At 62.7% G+C, this 16,421-nt stretch carries 16 protein-coding genes and 1 pseudogene; 7 read left to right on the top strand and 10 right to left on the bottom strand.

The features are described from left to right. Positions 1-212 precede the first annotated feature (212 nt). On the top strand, positions 213-668 hold the full coding sequence (locus AC0L2O_RS13715) for a cupin domain-containing protein (RefSeq protein WP_369720652.1): 456 nt from the start codon (positions 213-215) through the stop codon (positions 666-668). Positions 669-741: 73 nt separating this feature from the next. On the opposite strand, the pseudogene AC0L2O_RS13720 reads toward AC0L2O_RS13715, so the two are convergent. The 8 genes and pseudogenes from AC0L2O_RS13720 to AC0L2O_RS13755 all read right to left on the bottom strand — a co-directional run. Continuing rightward, positions 742-954: pseudogene (locus AC0L2O_RS13720) on the bottom strand (amidohydrolase family protein); the annotation flags it as partial. A 140-nt stretch (positions 955-1,094) separates the two neighbouring features. After that, positions 1,095-1,616, bottom strand: coding sequence for a hypothetical protein (locus AC0L2O_RS13725; protein WP_473370087.1), 522 nt, complete (start codon positions 1,614-1,616; stop codon positions 1,095-1,097). Between the two features lie 76 nt (positions 1,617-1,692). Further along, on the bottom strand, positions 1,693-2,637 hold the full coding sequence (locus AC0L2O_RS13730) for an EamA family transporter (protein WP_473370088.1): 945 nt from the start codon (positions 2,635-2,637) through the stop codon (positions 1,693-1,695). 72 nt (positions 2,638-2,709) lie between these two features. Next, entirely contained in the window at positions 2,710-3,525 is an 816-nt protein-coding gene (locus tag AC0L2O_RS13735; protein ID WP_473370089.1) for an MBL fold metallo-hydrolase, read from the bottom strand. Positions 3,526-3,584: 59 nt separating this feature from the next. Continuing rightward, the gene (locus AC0L2O_RS13740) at positions 3,585-3,989 is read right to left on the bottom strand and encodes a type II toxin-antitoxin system VapC family toxin (RefSeq protein ID WP_369720655.1); all 405 of its coding nucleotides are present in this window, start codon (positions 3,987-3,989) and stop codon (positions 3,585-3,587) included. After that, a complete protein-coding gene (locus AC0L2O_RS13745; RefSeq protein WP_369720656.1) occupies positions 3,986-4,240 on the bottom strand; it encodes an AbrB/MazE/SpoVT family DNA-binding domain-containing protein in 255 nt (84 codons plus the stop codon). The genes AC0L2O_RS13740 and AC0L2O_RS13745 overlap by 4 nt, the downstream gene beginning before the upstream one ends. 79 nt (positions 4,241-4,319) lie before the next feature. Beyond that, positions 4,320-5,846 carry a permease gene (locus AC0L2O_RS13750; protein ID WP_473370090.1) on the bottom strand — a complete coding sequence of 509 codons (1,527 nt, stop codon included), beginning with the start codon at positions 5,844-5,846 and terminating at the stop codon, positions 4,320-4,322. Beyond that, entirely contained in the window at positions 5,843-6,592 is a 750-nt protein-coding gene (locus AC0L2O_RS13755) for an ABC transporter ATP-binding protein (RefSeq protein ID WP_369726613.1), read from the bottom strand. Before AC0L2O_RS13755 ends, AC0L2O_RS13750 begins: the two co-directional genes overlap by 4 nt. A 275-nt stretch (positions 6,593-6,867) precedes the next feature. Here AC0L2O_RS13755 and AC0L2O_RS13760 point away from each other — a divergent pair, with 275 nt between their 5' ends. From AC0L2O_RS13760 to AC0L2O_RS13785, 6 genes are all read left to right on the top strand, one after another. Beyond that, entirely contained in the window at positions 6,868-7,743 is an 876-nt protein-coding gene (locus AC0L2O_RS13760; RefSeq protein WP_409191604.1) for a branched-chain amino acid ABC transporter permease, read from the top strand. Between the two features lie 5 nt (positions 7,744-7,748). Further along, a complete protein-coding gene (locus AC0L2O_RS13765; protein ID WP_473370091.1) occupies positions 7,749-8,900 on the top strand; it encodes a branched-chain amino acid ABC transporter permease in 1,152 nt (383 codons plus the stop codon). Next, complete coding sequence (locus AC0L2O_RS13770) at positions 8,897-9,655, top strand: ABC transporter ATP-binding protein (protein WP_473370092.1); 759 nt, start codon at positions 8,897-8,899, stop codon at positions 9,653-9,655. Before AC0L2O_RS13765 ends, AC0L2O_RS13770 begins: the two co-directional genes overlap by 4 nt. Before the next feature lie 4 nt (positions 9,656-9,659). After that, positions 9,660-10,448, top strand: a complete 789-nt coding sequence (locus AC0L2O_RS13775) for an ABC transporter ATP-binding protein (RefSeq protein WP_473370093.1) — start codon at positions 9,660-9,662, stop codon at positions 10,446-10,448. A gap of 92 nt (positions 10,449-10,540) precedes the next feature. Then, positions 10,541-12,379: an AMP-dependent synthetase/ligase gene (locus AC0L2O_RS13780; protein ID WP_473370094.1), complete on the top strand. Its 1,839-nt coding sequence runs from the start codon at positions 10,541-10,543 to the stop codon at positions 12,377-12,379. 75 nt (positions 12,380-12,454) lie between these two features. Beyond that, entirely contained in the window at positions 12,455-13,654 is a 1,200-nt protein-coding gene (locus AC0L2O_RS13785; protein ID WP_369720660.1) for an ABC transporter substrate-binding protein, read from the top strand. A 176-nt stretch (positions 13,655-13,830) separates the two neighbouring features. Here AC0L2O_RS13785 and AC0L2O_RS13790 read toward each other — a convergent pair whose 3' ends face one another. Next, positions 13,831-14,955, bottom strand: coding sequence for a lysozyme inhibitor LprI family protein (locus AC0L2O_RS13790; RefSeq protein ID WP_473370095.1), 1,125 nt, complete (start codon positions 14,953-14,955; stop codon positions 13,831-13,833). Between the two features lie 193 nt (positions 14,956-15,148). Further along, positions 15,149-15,901: a transglutaminase-like cysteine peptidase gene (locus tag AC0L2O_RS13795; RefSeq protein ID WP_473370096.1), complete on the bottom strand. Its 753-nt coding sequence runs from the start codon at positions 15,899-15,901 to the stop codon at positions 15,149-15,151. Positions 15,902-16,421: the final 520 nt, after the last annotated feature.

Genomic DNA, 16,421 nt, shown 5'->3' on the forward strand with positions numbered 1-16,421 from the left:
TTCGTGCATTTTGTCGCACCCCGGAAAAGATGGGTTCATATGCAGGAATCTGAGGCAAATCGCAGCGTTAGGCCGTCGCTACATGCAACTTGCGGCTGATTTTCGCAGCCCAGCGTAAGAAAGAATTAAAAACCGGCTACTACGGTTCCGCACATCTTTTGAAATAATCCGGGCCCCGCCCGACCGTGTTTTATCCTGTCCTGGGGAAGCAGATGTCGCGCTCATTGATTGAAATCGCCAGTTGCAATGTGGATCTGGAGCTGCGGCCGATCGAGCCGGCCTGGGTCATCGAGGGTAACCCGGTCTCGCGCTCGCACATCCTCTCGACCAGCGCCGACGGCACCGCCTCGACCATCATCTGGTCCTGCACCGAAGGCCGCTTCAACTGGTACTATGATTTCGACGAGACCATCATGATCCTGGAAGGATCGATCGTGCTCGAAAGCGACGGTATGGCGCCGAAGCGCTACGGCGTCGGCGACGTGATCTTCTTCCGCGATGGCGCGCACGCCAAATGGCATGTCGAGGGCCACGTCAAGAAGATCGCTTTCTGCCGCAAGACCAACCCGGCGCTGATCGGCTTCATGGTCCGCGTCGTCAACAAGCTCAAGCGGATGTTCCTCTCGCCCGGCGAGCGCCGTCCCGCGACGCTGATGGGTGCCGGCTAGCCATTTCCAGGACGCTTCCCAGCGGCCACGACGGAAGAGGGGGCGGGACTAACGTCCCGGCCCCTGTTTCGCGTCAAGACGGGAGCTCGAGCCGGTAGACATTGATGGCGGTCTGCGAGAAAAGCGCCGTCTTCTCCGCTTCACGCAGAGGAGTGGCGATGCGCTTGAAGGCGTTGAAGATCACCTGATAGCTGCACTGGCCCTTGTCCGGCGGGAAGTTGCTCTCGAACATCGCCCGCGTCGGTCCGAACGCCTCGATGCAGGTCTCGACATAGGGCCGCCAAGCGTTGCCAGGCAGACCGCTTGCAGCCATTGGCGTTCGCTCCCCTCATGTTCTTTGTGAAGGGAGCCTAACATCTTGTCGTCGCGCGCAGCAGCGCGCTCTGTGCAACGGCGCCTGTCACCCCGAGCACACGGGAGCGAGGGTCAGGTTTCGTACCGTTTCGCCTGCACATCGACCACCAGCCGCCAATCGGTTGCAGCGGCCGGCTTGAGCTCGCCAAGCCAATGGAAGAAGCCGTCGGTGATCTCGGTAAAGCTCCAGCGCGTCAGGTCGCCGGATTCGGTCGTCCCTTCCTGCACGATATCCTGGCCACGCGGACGGCCGATCTGCTGGCGGAACACGCTGCGACCAGGATCGAACCAGGATATTCGCCACGCATTGATGGCCGGGTCGTAGACCCGCAACGTCGTGCCGTACCAGTTGCCGGCGAGCGGAAAAGCCGGAGCGCCGGCGGTGCGCGGGATGATCCAGACATCCTGGACGGCGCGGCCTTCCAGCACCCAGCCGAAATGGATTTCGCCGGGGGCGATGTGCTTCGTCCCGTCAGGTCCGTGAGCCGTGATCTCGGCATCCCAGTCGCCGATGAAACGGCCGTAAAGCTGCAATGCCTGCGCATGCTCGGGATTCGGTCCGTCCGCGTGCAGCAATTTCGCAAAGCCTGTCATGCCAATCTCCATTGTCGAGGGAAGATCAGCACCGGTCGGCCGCGGCCGTCTTGGAGAAAATTGCCGTCAATTGCTGTCAGGTTTTGTGCAATGACAAATGCCTCGTGCCTCGGTCGACCGCCTCGTGCGCGCGCGAATCGCTCGACCGTTCAGCGCGCCAAATCACGATGACGGATACGATCACCAGGCCTGCGCCAAGCAAGCTGGCCCGTGAAAACGGCTCGCCGAGCAGAAGAGTTCCGAGCATCACGGCAATGACCGGATTGACGAAGGTATAGGTCGACACCAGCGATGTCGAAACGTTCTCCAGCAGCCAATTGTAGGCCGTAAACCCGATCACGCTGCCGAAGATGATGAGCCACAGCGCGGCTGCAATTGAAATCATCGAGACATCGCCGGGCCTGAAGCTGTCGAACTCACCTGTCAGCCAACTGAGCGCGAACAAGACGACGCCGCCGATCGACAGCTGCATACCTGAAAGCAGCGTCGGCGGAGCCTGGTCCGACATCCGTCGGGACAGGACGGTGCCGATCGACCACGACAAGGCTGAGGCGAGCAGCCAGATGATGGGAAGGATACTAATGCCGGCCAGCTTGACGTTTTGCCAGGCGACCAGGCCGACACCGAAGAAGCCGGGCACCAGCGCGAACAATGCAATGGGCTTCGGACGCCGGACGGTTGGGAACACGAGATCGATCAGCAGAATCCAGAACGGGATGGTTGCCAGGACGATGGCTGCCACGCCGGACGGAACCGATTGCTGGGCGAAAGCGAGTACGCCATGGCAGCCGACGAAGAACAACAATCCGCACAGGCCCGCCTGCAACCACGTCCCCAACGAGGCGCTCGCGATCTCGCGCCCGCTGACGGCGAGCAAGACGATGCCGCCGCAGAACGAGCGAAGTGCCATCAGGATAAAGGGCGGAATGGATTTCAGGCCCAACGCGATCGCGAGGTAGGTGGAACCCCACAGCAGGTAAATGGCCGCGAACGAACCAATGACCAGGAGTTTTCTACTCATGATTGCTCCGATCCAGACGACAATCGAAGCAATCAAGTCTGCGAATGGTCTTGGGTTCCGGTCTCGTCTGGATCACACGCCGTCGAGGATGATCACCGTCGGCGTCGTCGGCAGCGCGTCGCGCGATATGCGGAAACTGCGCTCGGTGCGGCGGTCGATCTCGAACTGCTGGCCGATCAGGCGCATGAATTCGTCGAGCGGGGTGGCGAAGCGGTGCATCGGCAGCACTATCGAGGCGCGCAGCCGTTTTGTGATTTCCGAGACGCCGTCGAGCGACATTGTATACGTGCCATCGATCGGCACCATCACGATATCGAGCCGCCCGATCTGGGCGAAATGGCTGTCGTCGAGTTTGTGGTGGAGATGGCCGAGATGGCCGATGCAGAGGCCCGCGACCTCGAAGATGAAGATGGAGTTGCCGTCGCGGATCATGTCGGTGCCGGAATCGTCGCCGAAATAGCGGCGGATGTCGGTCGTGACGTTGCGGATGAAGGTGTCGCCGATGCGTTCCGAAACGACGGCGGGCTTGCCGTCTTCGCCCCAGCCATGCAGCACATGGGCAATCCGCTTGTCCGGAGACAGAGAGTAGTGGGTGCTATGGGCACGGTTCATGGTGACGACGTCGGGCAACCGCCCAACCTGATATGCCCCGCTATAATCTGTCGCGATCCGCACGCCGCCCGGTGTGTCGATGAAATAGGTCGAGTGGCCGGCATAGGTGATCTCGACCTCGGCCGCATTCGCCGCCTGCCGGAAGGCGGCCGGCATGGCGCGGGGTGCGGCATTCGCCATCGCCAGGCATTCGCTGCGCTGAGGTGGCTGCTGGGTGAGGGCAGGCGTAGTCAGCCAGCCGAAAAATGCAAAAGCTGTCAGCAATGATCGAAACATGCAGAACCGTCCGCCGTTCATCGACGATCTGCTGAGTGTATCTACGAATTATCCTCGCGTCATGTGGTGCCAGCCACCCGAGCCAATCCGCCGCTTGCCTCGATCAGTTTCACGGCCTTCTTGTCGAAGGACACGAAGGTATCGGCTCCTAGCCAGTTGCCTTCGTGGGCGATGACGCCATCGGCGAAATCGCCTCCGGCATCGAGGAGCGCCAATCCTGCTTCGGCTGCCGGCCGGTCGACGACCGCATTGGAGGCACTGATCAAGTGCCGGATCGAAGCCGCGATATTCACAGTGGAAGTTCGGTAGCCTCGCGAGAGGACCCAGACTAATTCGCACAATGCGGAGATCGAGATAGCGACTACCTCTGCCTTCTTGAGAACGGCTTCCGCCGCCTTGCTCTGTTCGGCATTGTCCCCGACCAGAACCCGTATCAGGACGTTGGTGTCGGCTGTTATCTTCATCGCTTGCCGGCCCAGCCGTCAGCAATAATCTCATTCATCTCTTCGATCGACAGCGATCGACCGTTCGTTTTTCCCTTCAGGAAGCCGAAGGCATCCGAAATCTTTCCGGTCGGCCGAACCGCTTTCACCTCAACTCGCCCCCCAGGAAGCTTTTCTATCGAGATTTTGTCGCCCGGATGCACACCGAGGTGCTCCAGGAGGTCCTTCCGCAGCGTAACCTGTCCCTTCGCCGTGACAGTGAGCGTGCCCATGCGATCCTCCTCGCGATCTCCAATAAGTAAGGCAATCTAGCCTTACTTTCAAGAGGAGTAGACCAAGGCGAAAGCGCCCTCACTCCCGCCGCGGACTGAACTTCCAGGTGATGGCGACGAGGCCGGCGGTGATCAGGCCGCTGACGAGGCCGGCGATGGGGAGAGCGAGCAGCAGCGCGGCCGTGGCGGCCCAGCCGATCGAGGAGAAGGCCTCCGCGAAGGTGGCAAGCCGCGACGAGGTCTGGCGGCGGCGGAATTGACTGCGCCGGGCCTGGACCCGGAACCAGAGCTGGATCGCGGTGGCGGAGGCCGCGCTGATGATGATTGCAGCCGCAGTGATGGCGGCCTGGAACGGCGACGCGAAGGCCAGCACCATGACCAGCGGGCAGAAGATGACGGCGATCGCGATCAGCACCACCTCGATCTTGACGCGGGTGATGCCGGACGGCGTCAGCGGTGCGGTCGCGACCAGATCGGGCGCGTCCTCGCCCGAAATCGTCAGCCAGGCGAGCCCTCCGGCGAGCTGTCCCGCCGCCATCACCATGACGGGCGAGATCAGCGTCAGCGCCGCGGAGCTGTCGGCAAAGCTGCGCCACAGCAGCAGCGCCGGCGGCACCAGATAGAGCAGCTGCATCAGGGTCTGCGAGATCAGCCACGGGTCGCGCCACAGCAGAATGAATTCCTTGCGTCGCAACGCCTGCTGCCGCGATCCGCGGCGGAACGGCCGTTCCTTCGCGCTTTGGCGACTGGACACGCCGTAGGCAGCGGCGTCGATCGCGGTATCGGCAAAGCGACCCGAGAACATCGCCATCACGCTTCCAAGCAGCACGAGCCCGAGAGCGAGAAGCAACAGCAGCGCCTCGCTGTCGCCCATCGTCGCCCGCGCGGGCCACCACCACACGCTGTCGATATCCGGAGCATGGTCGGCCACTGTACCGGAGGTCAGGATGGTGAAGCGCGACAGCGTGCCATAGGAGATGATCGCCGCGACCTGAAGTGCGATCACGAAGCCTGCGCCGATGATCGCGGCGACGATTTGCGCCACCAAGCGCGTCCGCGCCGGGCCGATCAGGCGAAACAACAGAATGGTGACGGCAATCGCGATCGCGGCCGCCGACAGGCCCATCGCGACCACGACACCGAAGGCGGCGAGCCATCGCGCGCCGCCCCCGATCACCAGCACGTCGATGAACGGCGTCGAGAACAACAGTGCCATCGCCGTGACGGTCAGTGCGATCGCGGCGATGCGCACCGAGAACAGGTTCGCCAGCGTTGCCGGCGACGACATGATGAGGTCAAGGTCGGCGCGGGCATAAAACACCCGGGTCACCGATTCGATCGCCTGCGACAGCATCAGCGTCCAGGCGAGGAAAATTGTCGCCGAGATCACGATCAACGACGACTTGTCGAGCGGCAGTTGCAGATGGGCAAAGCGGCCGATCACCGCCCAGGCCGGTACATGCAGCAATGCCGCAAAGGAGAGCAGGCCGATGATTGCGACGCGCGTCCGCCGGCGCCGGCCGCCGGTCATCATGGCGATCCATTCGCGCCAGGCGAGCCGGAGTTCGTGGCGCGCGAACCAGGAGAGCGCCGTCGCGGAGGTCACGCGGCTTCCTGGAGCGTCACCAGCGCGATGAAGAGATCCTCCAGGCTGGTGTCGGAATGGCCGTTCTGCTGGCGCAGTTCGGCGAGAGTCCCTTCAGCGACAAGACGGCCCGACGCGATCACGCCGATGCGGTCGGCCATGCGCTCGGCCACCTCCAGAATATGCGTGGTCATGATGACGGTGCAACCTGCACGCACGCGCTCGCTCAGGAGACCCTTCACATGTCGGGCGGAGACGGCATCCAACCCGGTTAGCGGCTCGTCGAGGATGATGAGCCGGGGATCGTGCACTAGCGCGCCGGCCAGCGCCACCTTCTGGCGCATGCCCTTGGAAAAGCCTTCGCAGCGTTCGTGCCGGTGCGGCTCGAGCCCGAGCGAGCTCAGCAGGTCCTGCGCGACCGGTTCCGAGATCGACGGCGCGATGCCCCAGAGGCCGGCAACGAATTCGAGATATTCGAGCGGCGTCAGCTTGTCGTAGATCATCGGCTCGTCGGAGACCCACGCCATCACCTGCTTGGCCGCGACGGGATTTGCGAGCGCATCGATGCCGAAGATCGAGACTCCGCCGGCATCGGGCCGGAGCAGGCCGGCGACCATGCGCAGGGTGGTGGTCTTGCCGGCGCCATTGGGGCCGACAAGAGCATAGAATTCACCGGCGTGAATGGTGAGATCGAGGCTATCGACCGCCAAACGGTCAAAACGCTTCGTTAACCCTCGGACTTCGAGCGCCGAGCTGTCGGGCTTCATGACGGCCACACCATCCGGTTTTGCGTTGCCCGCGACCATGGCCTGAAGATGTTTCGGCAGGGTGAATCGCGCTGCTGCAAATTCCGGCATCCGCCTTGGACCAGGGCTTGGACTAAAGGCAAGTCACCGTTTGTTGACAGCGCTTGGCGGTTCAGGCTGAATTGGCGCCGGGACAAAACGCGCTGACGCAGCGAAACGACTGCGTAGCGGCTGGACACAAGACGCGGCAAGGCGGTCAGGAAGAACCGCTGGTTGTGTCGGGAGGAAGCGCGGCAATGCTGGATTTCGTTCAGCAGCTGGTCAGCGGTGTTGCGCTCGGCTGCGTCTACGGCCTGATCGCACTCGGCTTCGTGCTTGTCTACAAGGCCACCGAGGTCGTTAATTTCGCCCAGGGCGATCTGATGATGCTGGGTGGCTTCTTCGCCTTCACCTTCATCGGCATGATGGGCCTGAACTACTGGATCGGCTTTGCCGCTGCGGTGGCCGCGATGGCGCTGTTCGGCATGCTGGCGGAACGGATCGTGGTGCGGCCGATCCTCGGTTATCCGCAATTCTCCATCATCATGGCGACCATCGGGCTCGGCTATTTCCTGCGCTCGGTTGCCGGCATGATCTGGGGCACCGACGATTTCAAGATCGACACGCCGTTCAGTCAGGGCGTGCTGCGCATCGGTTCGCTGGTGCTCGCCCATGATAAGCTGTCGGTGATCGCGGCGACGGTGATCCTCTGTGCGCTGCTCTATCTCTTCTTCAACAAGACCACGCTCGGCACCGCGATGCGCGCCAGCTCCGAGAACATGCTGGCGGCCTATTACATGGGCATCCCGGTCAAGCGCGTAGTGTCGGTCGTGTGGGCGATCAGCGCGGCCGTCGCGACCTGCGCCGGCGTGCTGCTGGCGCCGATCACCTTCATCCATTCCAATGTCGGCCTCGTGCTCGGCCTCAAGGCGTTTCCGGCCGCCGTGCTCGGCGGCTTCGGCTCGATTCCCGGCGCGGTCGTCGGCGGCGTGCTGATCGGGGTGATCGAGAGCATGGCCGGCTTTTACCTGGCGGAGGGCTGGAAGGACGTCGCGCCCTACATCGTGCTGCTCGCCGTGCTCTTGCTCAAGCCCGAAGGCCTGTTCGGCCTTCACATGCGCAAGAAGGTCTGAACGCCATGCGCTTCCTGTTCAAGACCGATTATGACGACGATATCAGGCTATTTCCGCATTCTGGCTATTTTGTCTCCTACGGACTTCTGCTCGCGGTGCTCTTGATCGCGCCTTACGTGCTCTCGAGCTACCTGATGAGCCAGCTCGTCTTCGTCTGCATCTATGCGACCGTCGGCGTGGCGCTCTTGATCCTGACCGGCTTCACGGGACAGGCCTCGCTCGGGCACGCGGCATTTCTTGCGATCGGCGCCTACACCGCGGCCTATCTGCAGAAATACAATGTGCCGTTCCCGGTCTACTTCGTCGCTGCGGGCGTGCTGACCGGCTGCATCGGCGCGCTGGTCGGCTTTCCCGCGCTGCGGCTCCAGGGCATCTATCTCGTGATCGCCACCATCTCCTTCGCCTTCATCGTCGAGGAGATTCTGGCGCGCTGGGAGAGCGTCACCAACGGCAATGAGGGCATGCGGATCAAGGCGCCGTCGCTGCTCGGCGTCACGGTCTCGCGCGACAGCCCGACGTTCTATTTCATCTGCCTCGCGGTGCTGGTGCTGACCATCGTCGGCACGCTCAATCTGCTGCGTTCGCCGACCGGCCGCGCCTTCGTCGCGATCCGTGACTCCGAGACGGCGGCCCGCAGCATGGGCATCAACGTCGCGCTCTACAAGGTGAAGTCGTTTGCGATCTCGGCGGCGATCACCGGCTTTGCCGGCGTGCTGTTCGCGCACAAGCTCTCCTTCATCTCGCCGGAGATGTTCACCCTTCAGCTCTCGATCGAGTTCATCATCGTGATCCTGATCGGCGGCACCTTCAGCCTGCACGGTGCGGTGCTGGGCGCGATCTTCATCGTGATGATCGACCCATTCCTGACCTACCTCAAGGACGACATGCCCGGCATCATCGCGGCCATCGCCGCCACGTTCGGGGCCGGCACGCAAACTGCCGCCAACGTCCAGTCGAAGGTCGCGGCCTTCGCCTCGCTCAACGGGTTGAAGGGCGCGATCTACGGCATCATCATCGTGCTTTTCGTGCTGTTCGAGCCGCTCGGGCTCTACGGCCGCTGGCTCAAGATAAAGCTCTTCTTCCAGCTGTTCCCGCTCTACAAGCGCGCCACCTTCAAGCGGCAGAAGATCTACGTGAAGTCGGAGCGGAACCGATGAGCTATTTCCGCGCCGAGAATCTATCGCTGCATTTCGGTGGGCTCAAAGCAGTCGATGCTGTGTCGTTTGCGCTCGAGAAGGGCGAAATCCTCTCGATCATCGGGCCGAACGGCGCCGGCAAGAGCTCGATCTTTAACCTGATCTCGCGGATCTACCGGCCGACCTCGGGCCGCATCTTCTTCGAGGACCAGGACATCACGGAACAGCCGCCTTACGACATTGCGAGACTCGGTATCGCCCGCACCTTCCAGAACATCGAGCTGTTCGAGAATGCCACCGTGCTGTCGAACCTGCTGGTCGGCCGCCACCGGCATTCGACCACGCAGCTCTGGCAGGAACTGCTGTTCCTGCCGAGCGTGCGGGCCAACGAGAAGCTGCATCGCCGCAGGGTCGAGCAGGTCATCGAATTCCTCGATCTCGAGCCCTATCGCGACAAGCTGATCTCGGGCCTTCCCTACGGCGTGCGCAAGGTGATCGAGCTGGCGCGCGCGCTCTGCTCGGAGCCGAAGCTGATCCTGCTCGACGAGCCGTCGTCCGGGCTGAATGTCGAAGAGACCGACGACATGTCGTTCTGGATTCGCGACATGAAGAGCGAGCTCGGCGTCACCGTGCTGATGGTCGAGCACGACATGTCACTGGTCAACCGCGTCTCCGATCGCGTGATCGCGCTGAACTACGGCCGGGTGCTGGCGATGGGCTCGCCCGCCGAGGTGCAGCAGCATCCCGACGTCGTCGCCGCGTATCTGGGAGCCTGACGCGATGGATGCCGGCGTCACTCCCGAGATCATCCTGAAGCTTTCCAACATCGAGAGCTATTACGGGCCGATCATGGCGATCCGCGGCATCTCGCTGGAAGTGCCGCGCGGACGCATCGTCACGCTGCTGGGCGCCAACGGTGCCGGCAAGACCACGGTGCTGAAGACGATCTCCGGCATTCTCGATCCGCAGAAGGGCTCGATCGAGTTCATGGGCAAGCCGATCCAGCGCATGGAGGCCGACAAGATCGTGCGCCTTGGGCTCAGCCATGTGCCGGAGGGACGCGAGGTATTCCCGTTCCTGTCGGTGCGCGAGAATTTGATGATAGGCGCCTATCCGCGCCGTGATCGCGGCGGCGTGGCGGACGATTTGGAGCGGGTCTACGGCTATTTCCCGCGGCTGAAGGAGCGCATCAACCAGCCGGCCGGCCAGCTTTCCGGCGGCGAGCAGCAGATGCTCGCGATCGGTCGCGCGTTGATGAACCGGCCGGCGCTTCTGTTGCTCGATGAGCCGTCGCTCGGCCTGTCGCCGATCCTGGTGAAGGAGATTTTCACGATCATCCGCCGCGTCAACGAGGAGCAGGGCATGTCGATCCTGCTGGTCGAGCAGAACGCCAAGGTGGCGCTGGAGACCGCGCACTACGGCTACGTGCTGGAGATCGGCCGCATCGTGATGAACGACAGCTGCGACCGCCTGATGCATTCGAAGGACATCCAGGAATTCTATCTTGGTGCGAAGGAAGCCGGCGCGCGCGGCGAGCGGCGCTGGAAAAAGAAGAAAACTTGGCGTTAGAGCAAGATTTGGCGTTAAATGAACCGGCCCATCCGCAACAGACCGCCGGCAAGGCAGGCAACGGAGGGGAAAGCGACAAGGAGGAAACGCGCATGGCCGGACCGGCGGTGCTGACGGTCGCCGACACGATCGCGAGGAGTTTTTTGCGCGCAGCAGAGCTGCGTGGGAACAGGCCCGCGATCCGCGAGAAGCAATTCGGCATCTGGCAGCCGACGAGCTGGCGCGAATGGCTGCAAATCTCAAAGGAGATCGCCTATGCCCTGCACGCGACCGGGTTCAAGCCTGGCGACGTTGCTTCCATCGTCGCCAACGCAGTACCCGAATGGGTCTATGCCGATATGGGCATCCTCTGCGCCGGCGGTGTCTCCTCCGGCATCTATCCGACCGACGCGGCGGCCCAGATCGAATATCTCCTGAAGGATTCCGCGACGCGCGTGATCTTCGCCGAGGACGAAGAGCAACTCGACAAGATCCTGGCCTGCCGTGTGCATTGCGAGAGCTTGCAAAGCATCGTCGTGTTCGACATGGAGGGCCTGAGCGGCTTCTCCGACGACATGGTGATGTCGCTCGACGAATTTCGGGCGCTCGGGCGTAACCACATGGTCGGCCGCGAGGCGCTGTGGCAGGAGATGATCGACAGCCGCAGCGCCGGCGATCTTGCCGTTCTCGTTTACACCTCCGGCACCACGGGGCCGCCGAAGGGCGCGATGCACGCCAATCGCAGCGTCACGCACCAGATGCGGCACGCCACCGACTTCATCCCGGCGCGGGAAGACGATGACCGTCTGATCTTCCTGCCGCTTTGTCACGTCGCCGAACGCGTCGGAGGCTATTACATCTCGGTCGCGCTCGGCTCGGTGATGAACTTTGCCGAGAGCCCCGAGACGGTGCCGGACAATCTGCGCGAGGTGCAGCCGACGGTGTTCCTGGCGGTGCCGCGCATCTGGGAAAAGTTCTATTCGTCCATCACCATCGCTCTGAAGGATGCGACGCCGTTGCAGCAATGGGTGTACCGGTGTGCGATCTCAATCGGCTATCGCATGGTCGATTGCCGGATCGAGGGCAACACGCCGCCGCTTTCGCTTCGCTTGGCCAGCCATCTCGCCTACCGGCTTGCATTTCGCAACATCCGCCGCATGATGGGGCTCGACCGCTGCCGCATCGCCTTCACCGGAGCCGCGCCGATCGCGCCGGAGTTGATCCGCTGGTTTCTCGCGCTCGGCATCGACATCCACGAAGTCTATGGTCAGACCGAGAATTGCGGGGTCGCGACCATGATGCCGGCCGAGCGCATCAAGCTCGGCTCGGTCGGTACGGCCGTGCCCTGGGGCGAGGTCGCGCTCTCTCCCGACGGCGAGATCCTGATCAGGGGCGACTTCCTGTTCGTGGGCTATCTCAACCAGCCGGAAAAGACCGCGGAGACGATCGATGCGCGCGGCTGGCTGCACACCGGGGACGTCGGCGCCATCGACAACGAAGGCTTCATCAAAATCACCGATCGGATGAGGGACATCATCATCACCGCCGGCGGCAAGAACATCACGCCGTCCGAGATCGAGAACCAGCTCAAATTCTCGCCCTATATCTCGGACGCCGTGGTGATCGGTGACAAGCGGCCGTATCTCACCTGCCTCGTGATGATCGACCAGGAGAATGTCGAGAAGTTCGCCCAGGACCACGACATCCCCTTCACCAATTACGCCAGCTTGTGCCGCGCGATGCAGATCCAGGATCTGATCTGGCGCGAGATCGAGGCGGTCAATGGCAATTTCGCCCGCGTCGAGACCATCAAGAAGTTTTACCTGATCGAACGCCAGCTTACCCCGGAAGACGAGGAGCTGACGCCAACCATGAAGCTGAAGCGCAACTTTGTGAACAAGCGCTATGCCGCCGAGATCGATGCGATGTATCCCCAGCGCGCGGTGGCTTGAACGACCTGTTCGTCAACAACGAAGGAGCGATGGCCCTCGCCCTTTGTACAACACGGGCCTAAGGAGGAGACGTCAATGTCGAGATCGTTGAAAGCGTTCGGCCTTGCGGTGGGTGCAATGGCGCTCACCTGTCTGCCGGCCGCGGCGCAAACCAAGGTCACCAATGAAGGCGTCTCGGCCAACGAGATTGTCATCGGCACCCATCAGGACCTGTCGGGCCCGATCAAGGTGTGGGGCGTGCCGGTCTCCAACGGCATGAAGATGGCGGTCGAGGAGATCAATGCGGCCGGCGGCATCCAGGGGCGCAAGATCAGGATGATTCTGGAGGACAATGGCTACGATCCGAAGAAGGCGGTGCTGGCCTCGCAGAAGATGGTCGAGCGCGACAAGATCTTTGCGATGATCGGCCCGATGGGCTCGCCGACGGTGCTTGCGGCGCAGGACATCCTGTTCGACGCCGGCGTGCTCCAGCTGTTTCCGCTGACGGCCGCCGAGTTCACCTTCAAGTTCGATCCGGCCAAGCCGCAGGAGCGGCTGAAGTTCAACAACCTCCTGCCCTACGTCGAGAGCACGCGCGCGGCGTTGAAATACATGGTGGAGTGGAAGAATTTCCAGAAGCCCTGCATCATGCATCAGGATGACGAGTACGGAAAGAACGTGCTCGACGGCTTCAACCAGCAGCTCACCGCCATGAAGCTGCAGCCGGCCTCGGTGACAAGCTACAAGCGCGGTGCCTCCGATTTCAGCGCGCAGGTCGCCAAGATGAAGTCCGACGGCTGCGACCTCGTCGTGCTCGGCACCGTGATCCGCGAGACCATCGGCGCGATGACGGAAGCCAGGAAGCTCGGCTGGGACGTTACCTTCCTCGGCGCCACGCCGACCAACGTGCTGGAAGTGCCGACGCTGGGCAAGGAGGCGGTCGAAGGGCTCTATGCCGCGTCCGGCTTCGAGATTCCCTATGAGGACACCGCCAAGGGCAAGGTCCACGATTGGCTCATCAATTACAAGAAGATGTTTGGCACCGATGCCAACACGCAGGCGATCATCGGCTACAACGCGGTGATGACGTTCGCGTTCTACGCGAACAAGGCGGGCAAGGATTTGACTGGCCAGAAGATGCTGGACGCGCTGGAATCCGGCGACAAGTTCCTCGACATCTTCAACTCGCCGCCGACGAAGTTTTCCAAGACCGACCACCTCGCCAACACCATCACCCAGGTACAGCAGGTCAAGGCCGGCCGCTGGGTGCTGGTGAAGGACAATCTGATGTTTTGATTTCTCGCCGCGATGACGGTGCACCCTCGCCCCTTGCGGGAGAGGGTGGCTTCGCGAAAGCGAAGCCGGGTGAGGGGTTCTCTCCGCGCGCGATTCTCTTGTTGTGGAATTCGCTGAAGCAGACCCCTCATCCGGCGCTTCGCGCCACCTTCTCCCACAAGGGGAGAAGGAAGAGGTCACGACCCGCCGCTCGAGACACCTGAATTCACCGGCGCCAGTTCGTCCTCGCGGCATCGCCAGCCGTCATTGGCCTTCACGAAGGCGAAGGTGCGCTGGATTCTCACGCTGCGTGTGACGTTGAAGGCCTCTGCGGCGCGCTCTCTGTTTGCGGCTGCCGGCTGCGGACGGCCTGTCCGCAAATCCCAACACGTGCCCGTGCAGGTGGACGCGACCTTGCTACAAGCGGTGAAGGGCGCCAGCACGACCATCTCGATCTCGCCGGTGACCTGCGCCTCCTCGTCGCTAACCTGGCTGTCGAGCGCATAGACGCGGTTGATGCGGACGAAATTGCCGCAGGAATTGGCGGCGTGAATCCGCGCCGCGCAGAAGTCGACGGCGTCGGTGTCGGGCGATTTGGCCGCGACCTGCCGGCCGAACACCTTCTTCGGATCGCCTTTGGCCGCGGCGATCACGTCGGTCCGGCGCCGCAAAGAGTCGGCGAGACAACCTTCCTCGGACGACAGCTCGGCAAGCGGCACGTTCTCCTTGCCGACCAGATTGCATTTGCGGTCGCGCTCCCGCGTCCATCGACCGTATTCGGCGAAGGCAAAGCGTGCCGCGTTCGGGTCGAGCTTGCCGATCAAGCCGAGCACCTCGCCGTTGAGCTCGGTCTCGGCAAGCGCCAGCGACGGGTCCGCGCAGATCAGCGCACCAGCCGCGGTGTTGGCCGCGAGGCAGTCGAAATCGGGGTCGCGCAGCACAGCAGCGCGCTCCTCGGTGACCTTGAGCAGGCAGGCCCTGATCTGGTCGACCTCGTCATAGCGGATCGCGGCCTGGCCGACGATTCCGCAGCCCAGGCTGCGCTGCCGGATCCAGATCGCATTCTCCTCGATGGCGGGCAGGCGATCGGGCAGCCGCGCGAGCCGCGCCTCGATCGCGGCGCTCAGTCTCTCGGCCGCGGCGGCAAGTTCTGGGTCACCGCAGAACAACTGGTTGGCGGGGTCACGGTTCTGCCGGCAATTGTTCTTTGCAAACAGCGGCAGCTTGTCGGCGATGGAGCGGTCGGACGCGCCGGATTGGGCGGAGCTTGGTGCTGCGGGCAGGGCCAGCAGCGCAAGCACAGACAATACGATGAACCGCATCCAGTCGTCCCTAGCATGTTTGGCGCCATGCTAGCAGTTCCAGACTGCAAGACGAAATGGGCTTGTGGCGCTCGGTTTATGCAAGCGGCGGTAGCCCGGATGGAGCGGAGCGCAAGCCGGCGCCGGCGCAAGACGCGATAGAGCTCCCGGGATTTCGCTGCGCTCCATCCGGGCTACGAAACTGGAATTCAGATCAGCGCGTCTCGGCGACCAGCGACAGAGGCGGGCTATCGAGTCCGGAGAACTGCATGGGCTCGCCGACATATTTCAGCACGGCGGATTGGTAGAGCACGAACAGCGGCTGGTAGCCGCGCGCGTTCTCATCCTCGACCATCGCCATGCGGCGGTTGTCGAGCATCAGCCAGTGCCCGTCGAGCCGTGCAGCCGCGACCGCATGCGCTTCGCCGGCCTTGGCATCGCGCACGACGACGATGCGGAGGTCCTCGGCGGCGACGCCGGCAAGCCGCAGTGCGGCCAGTTTAGCGATGGCGTAATCCTCGCAGTCGCCGGCGCCGCGCTGGAAGGTCGCAAGCGGCGAGCTCCAGATGTCGTCGGCACCGTCATTGACGGCGCGGATGGCGAGATTGATGGCGCGGTTGGTCTCGCCCAGCCGTGCGCGGCCGTCGCGAGTGCGGGCCTGGTCGACAATGGCGAGCAGCTTGAGCGCCGCGGGCGAGGCACAATTGTCGCGGTCGCCGTCGCACAGCGCGAGCTGCACCATGTCGTCGTCGAGCTGGTCTTTCAGCGCGAACCATTTCTGCCGCAGGCCGCCGGTCGAAATGGCGAAGGCGAACACGCCGAACGGCTCGGCGGATTTGCGTACGAGAACGCCCGGTCCCGGCGATAGCAGGGTGCCGGCACGAAGATCGGCGGCCGATCCGAACAGGATCAATCCGCACAAGACAAGGATCGCACGCCAGGCGCGCGTATGAGCAGCGGTTTCCATCTGACATCCCCTTCCGGCTTCGCCAGGTCCCCCTCGACCTCGACGTGCCGGCTTTGTTGCTTTCGGGCAGATCATGCGAGGCGGGCCGTTTTGTTCTGCTTAAGGCGCCCGGCAGAGGTCCCAAAACCGCGAAGCAGGCTGAAGCTGGACTGGCCAGTTTGGGTAAAATTTTACGATTCGAAGGCTAGGAGTGCCTCGTCCGCCGCGAAATAGAGCCAATTGCAGGTAGAAGTTGCAGGAGGGCCGGTTCTGCGGCTTATGGCTAATGACCCGCTATTTCACGGGTTCTGTTAGTTGGGTCACAGATTTAGTTCCGTATTTGCCGCAGGATGTTGCGGGGCACCACGAAGCAGAGACGACGCAAGTATCTACTGTCCGATTTCTACGATGGAATACATGGGGTGACGGGCAGTGCGGCCAGATAGACCAGGAATTACTCAGAGCAACGCCAGCAATTACTTCAGCTTCTGCGCAGGCGAGGCGATCGGCACGAGCGGCAACGGCCTTGTGACGCGAAATC

It is taken from the genome of Bradyrhizobium sp. Kon10 (genome assembly GCF_055807395.1).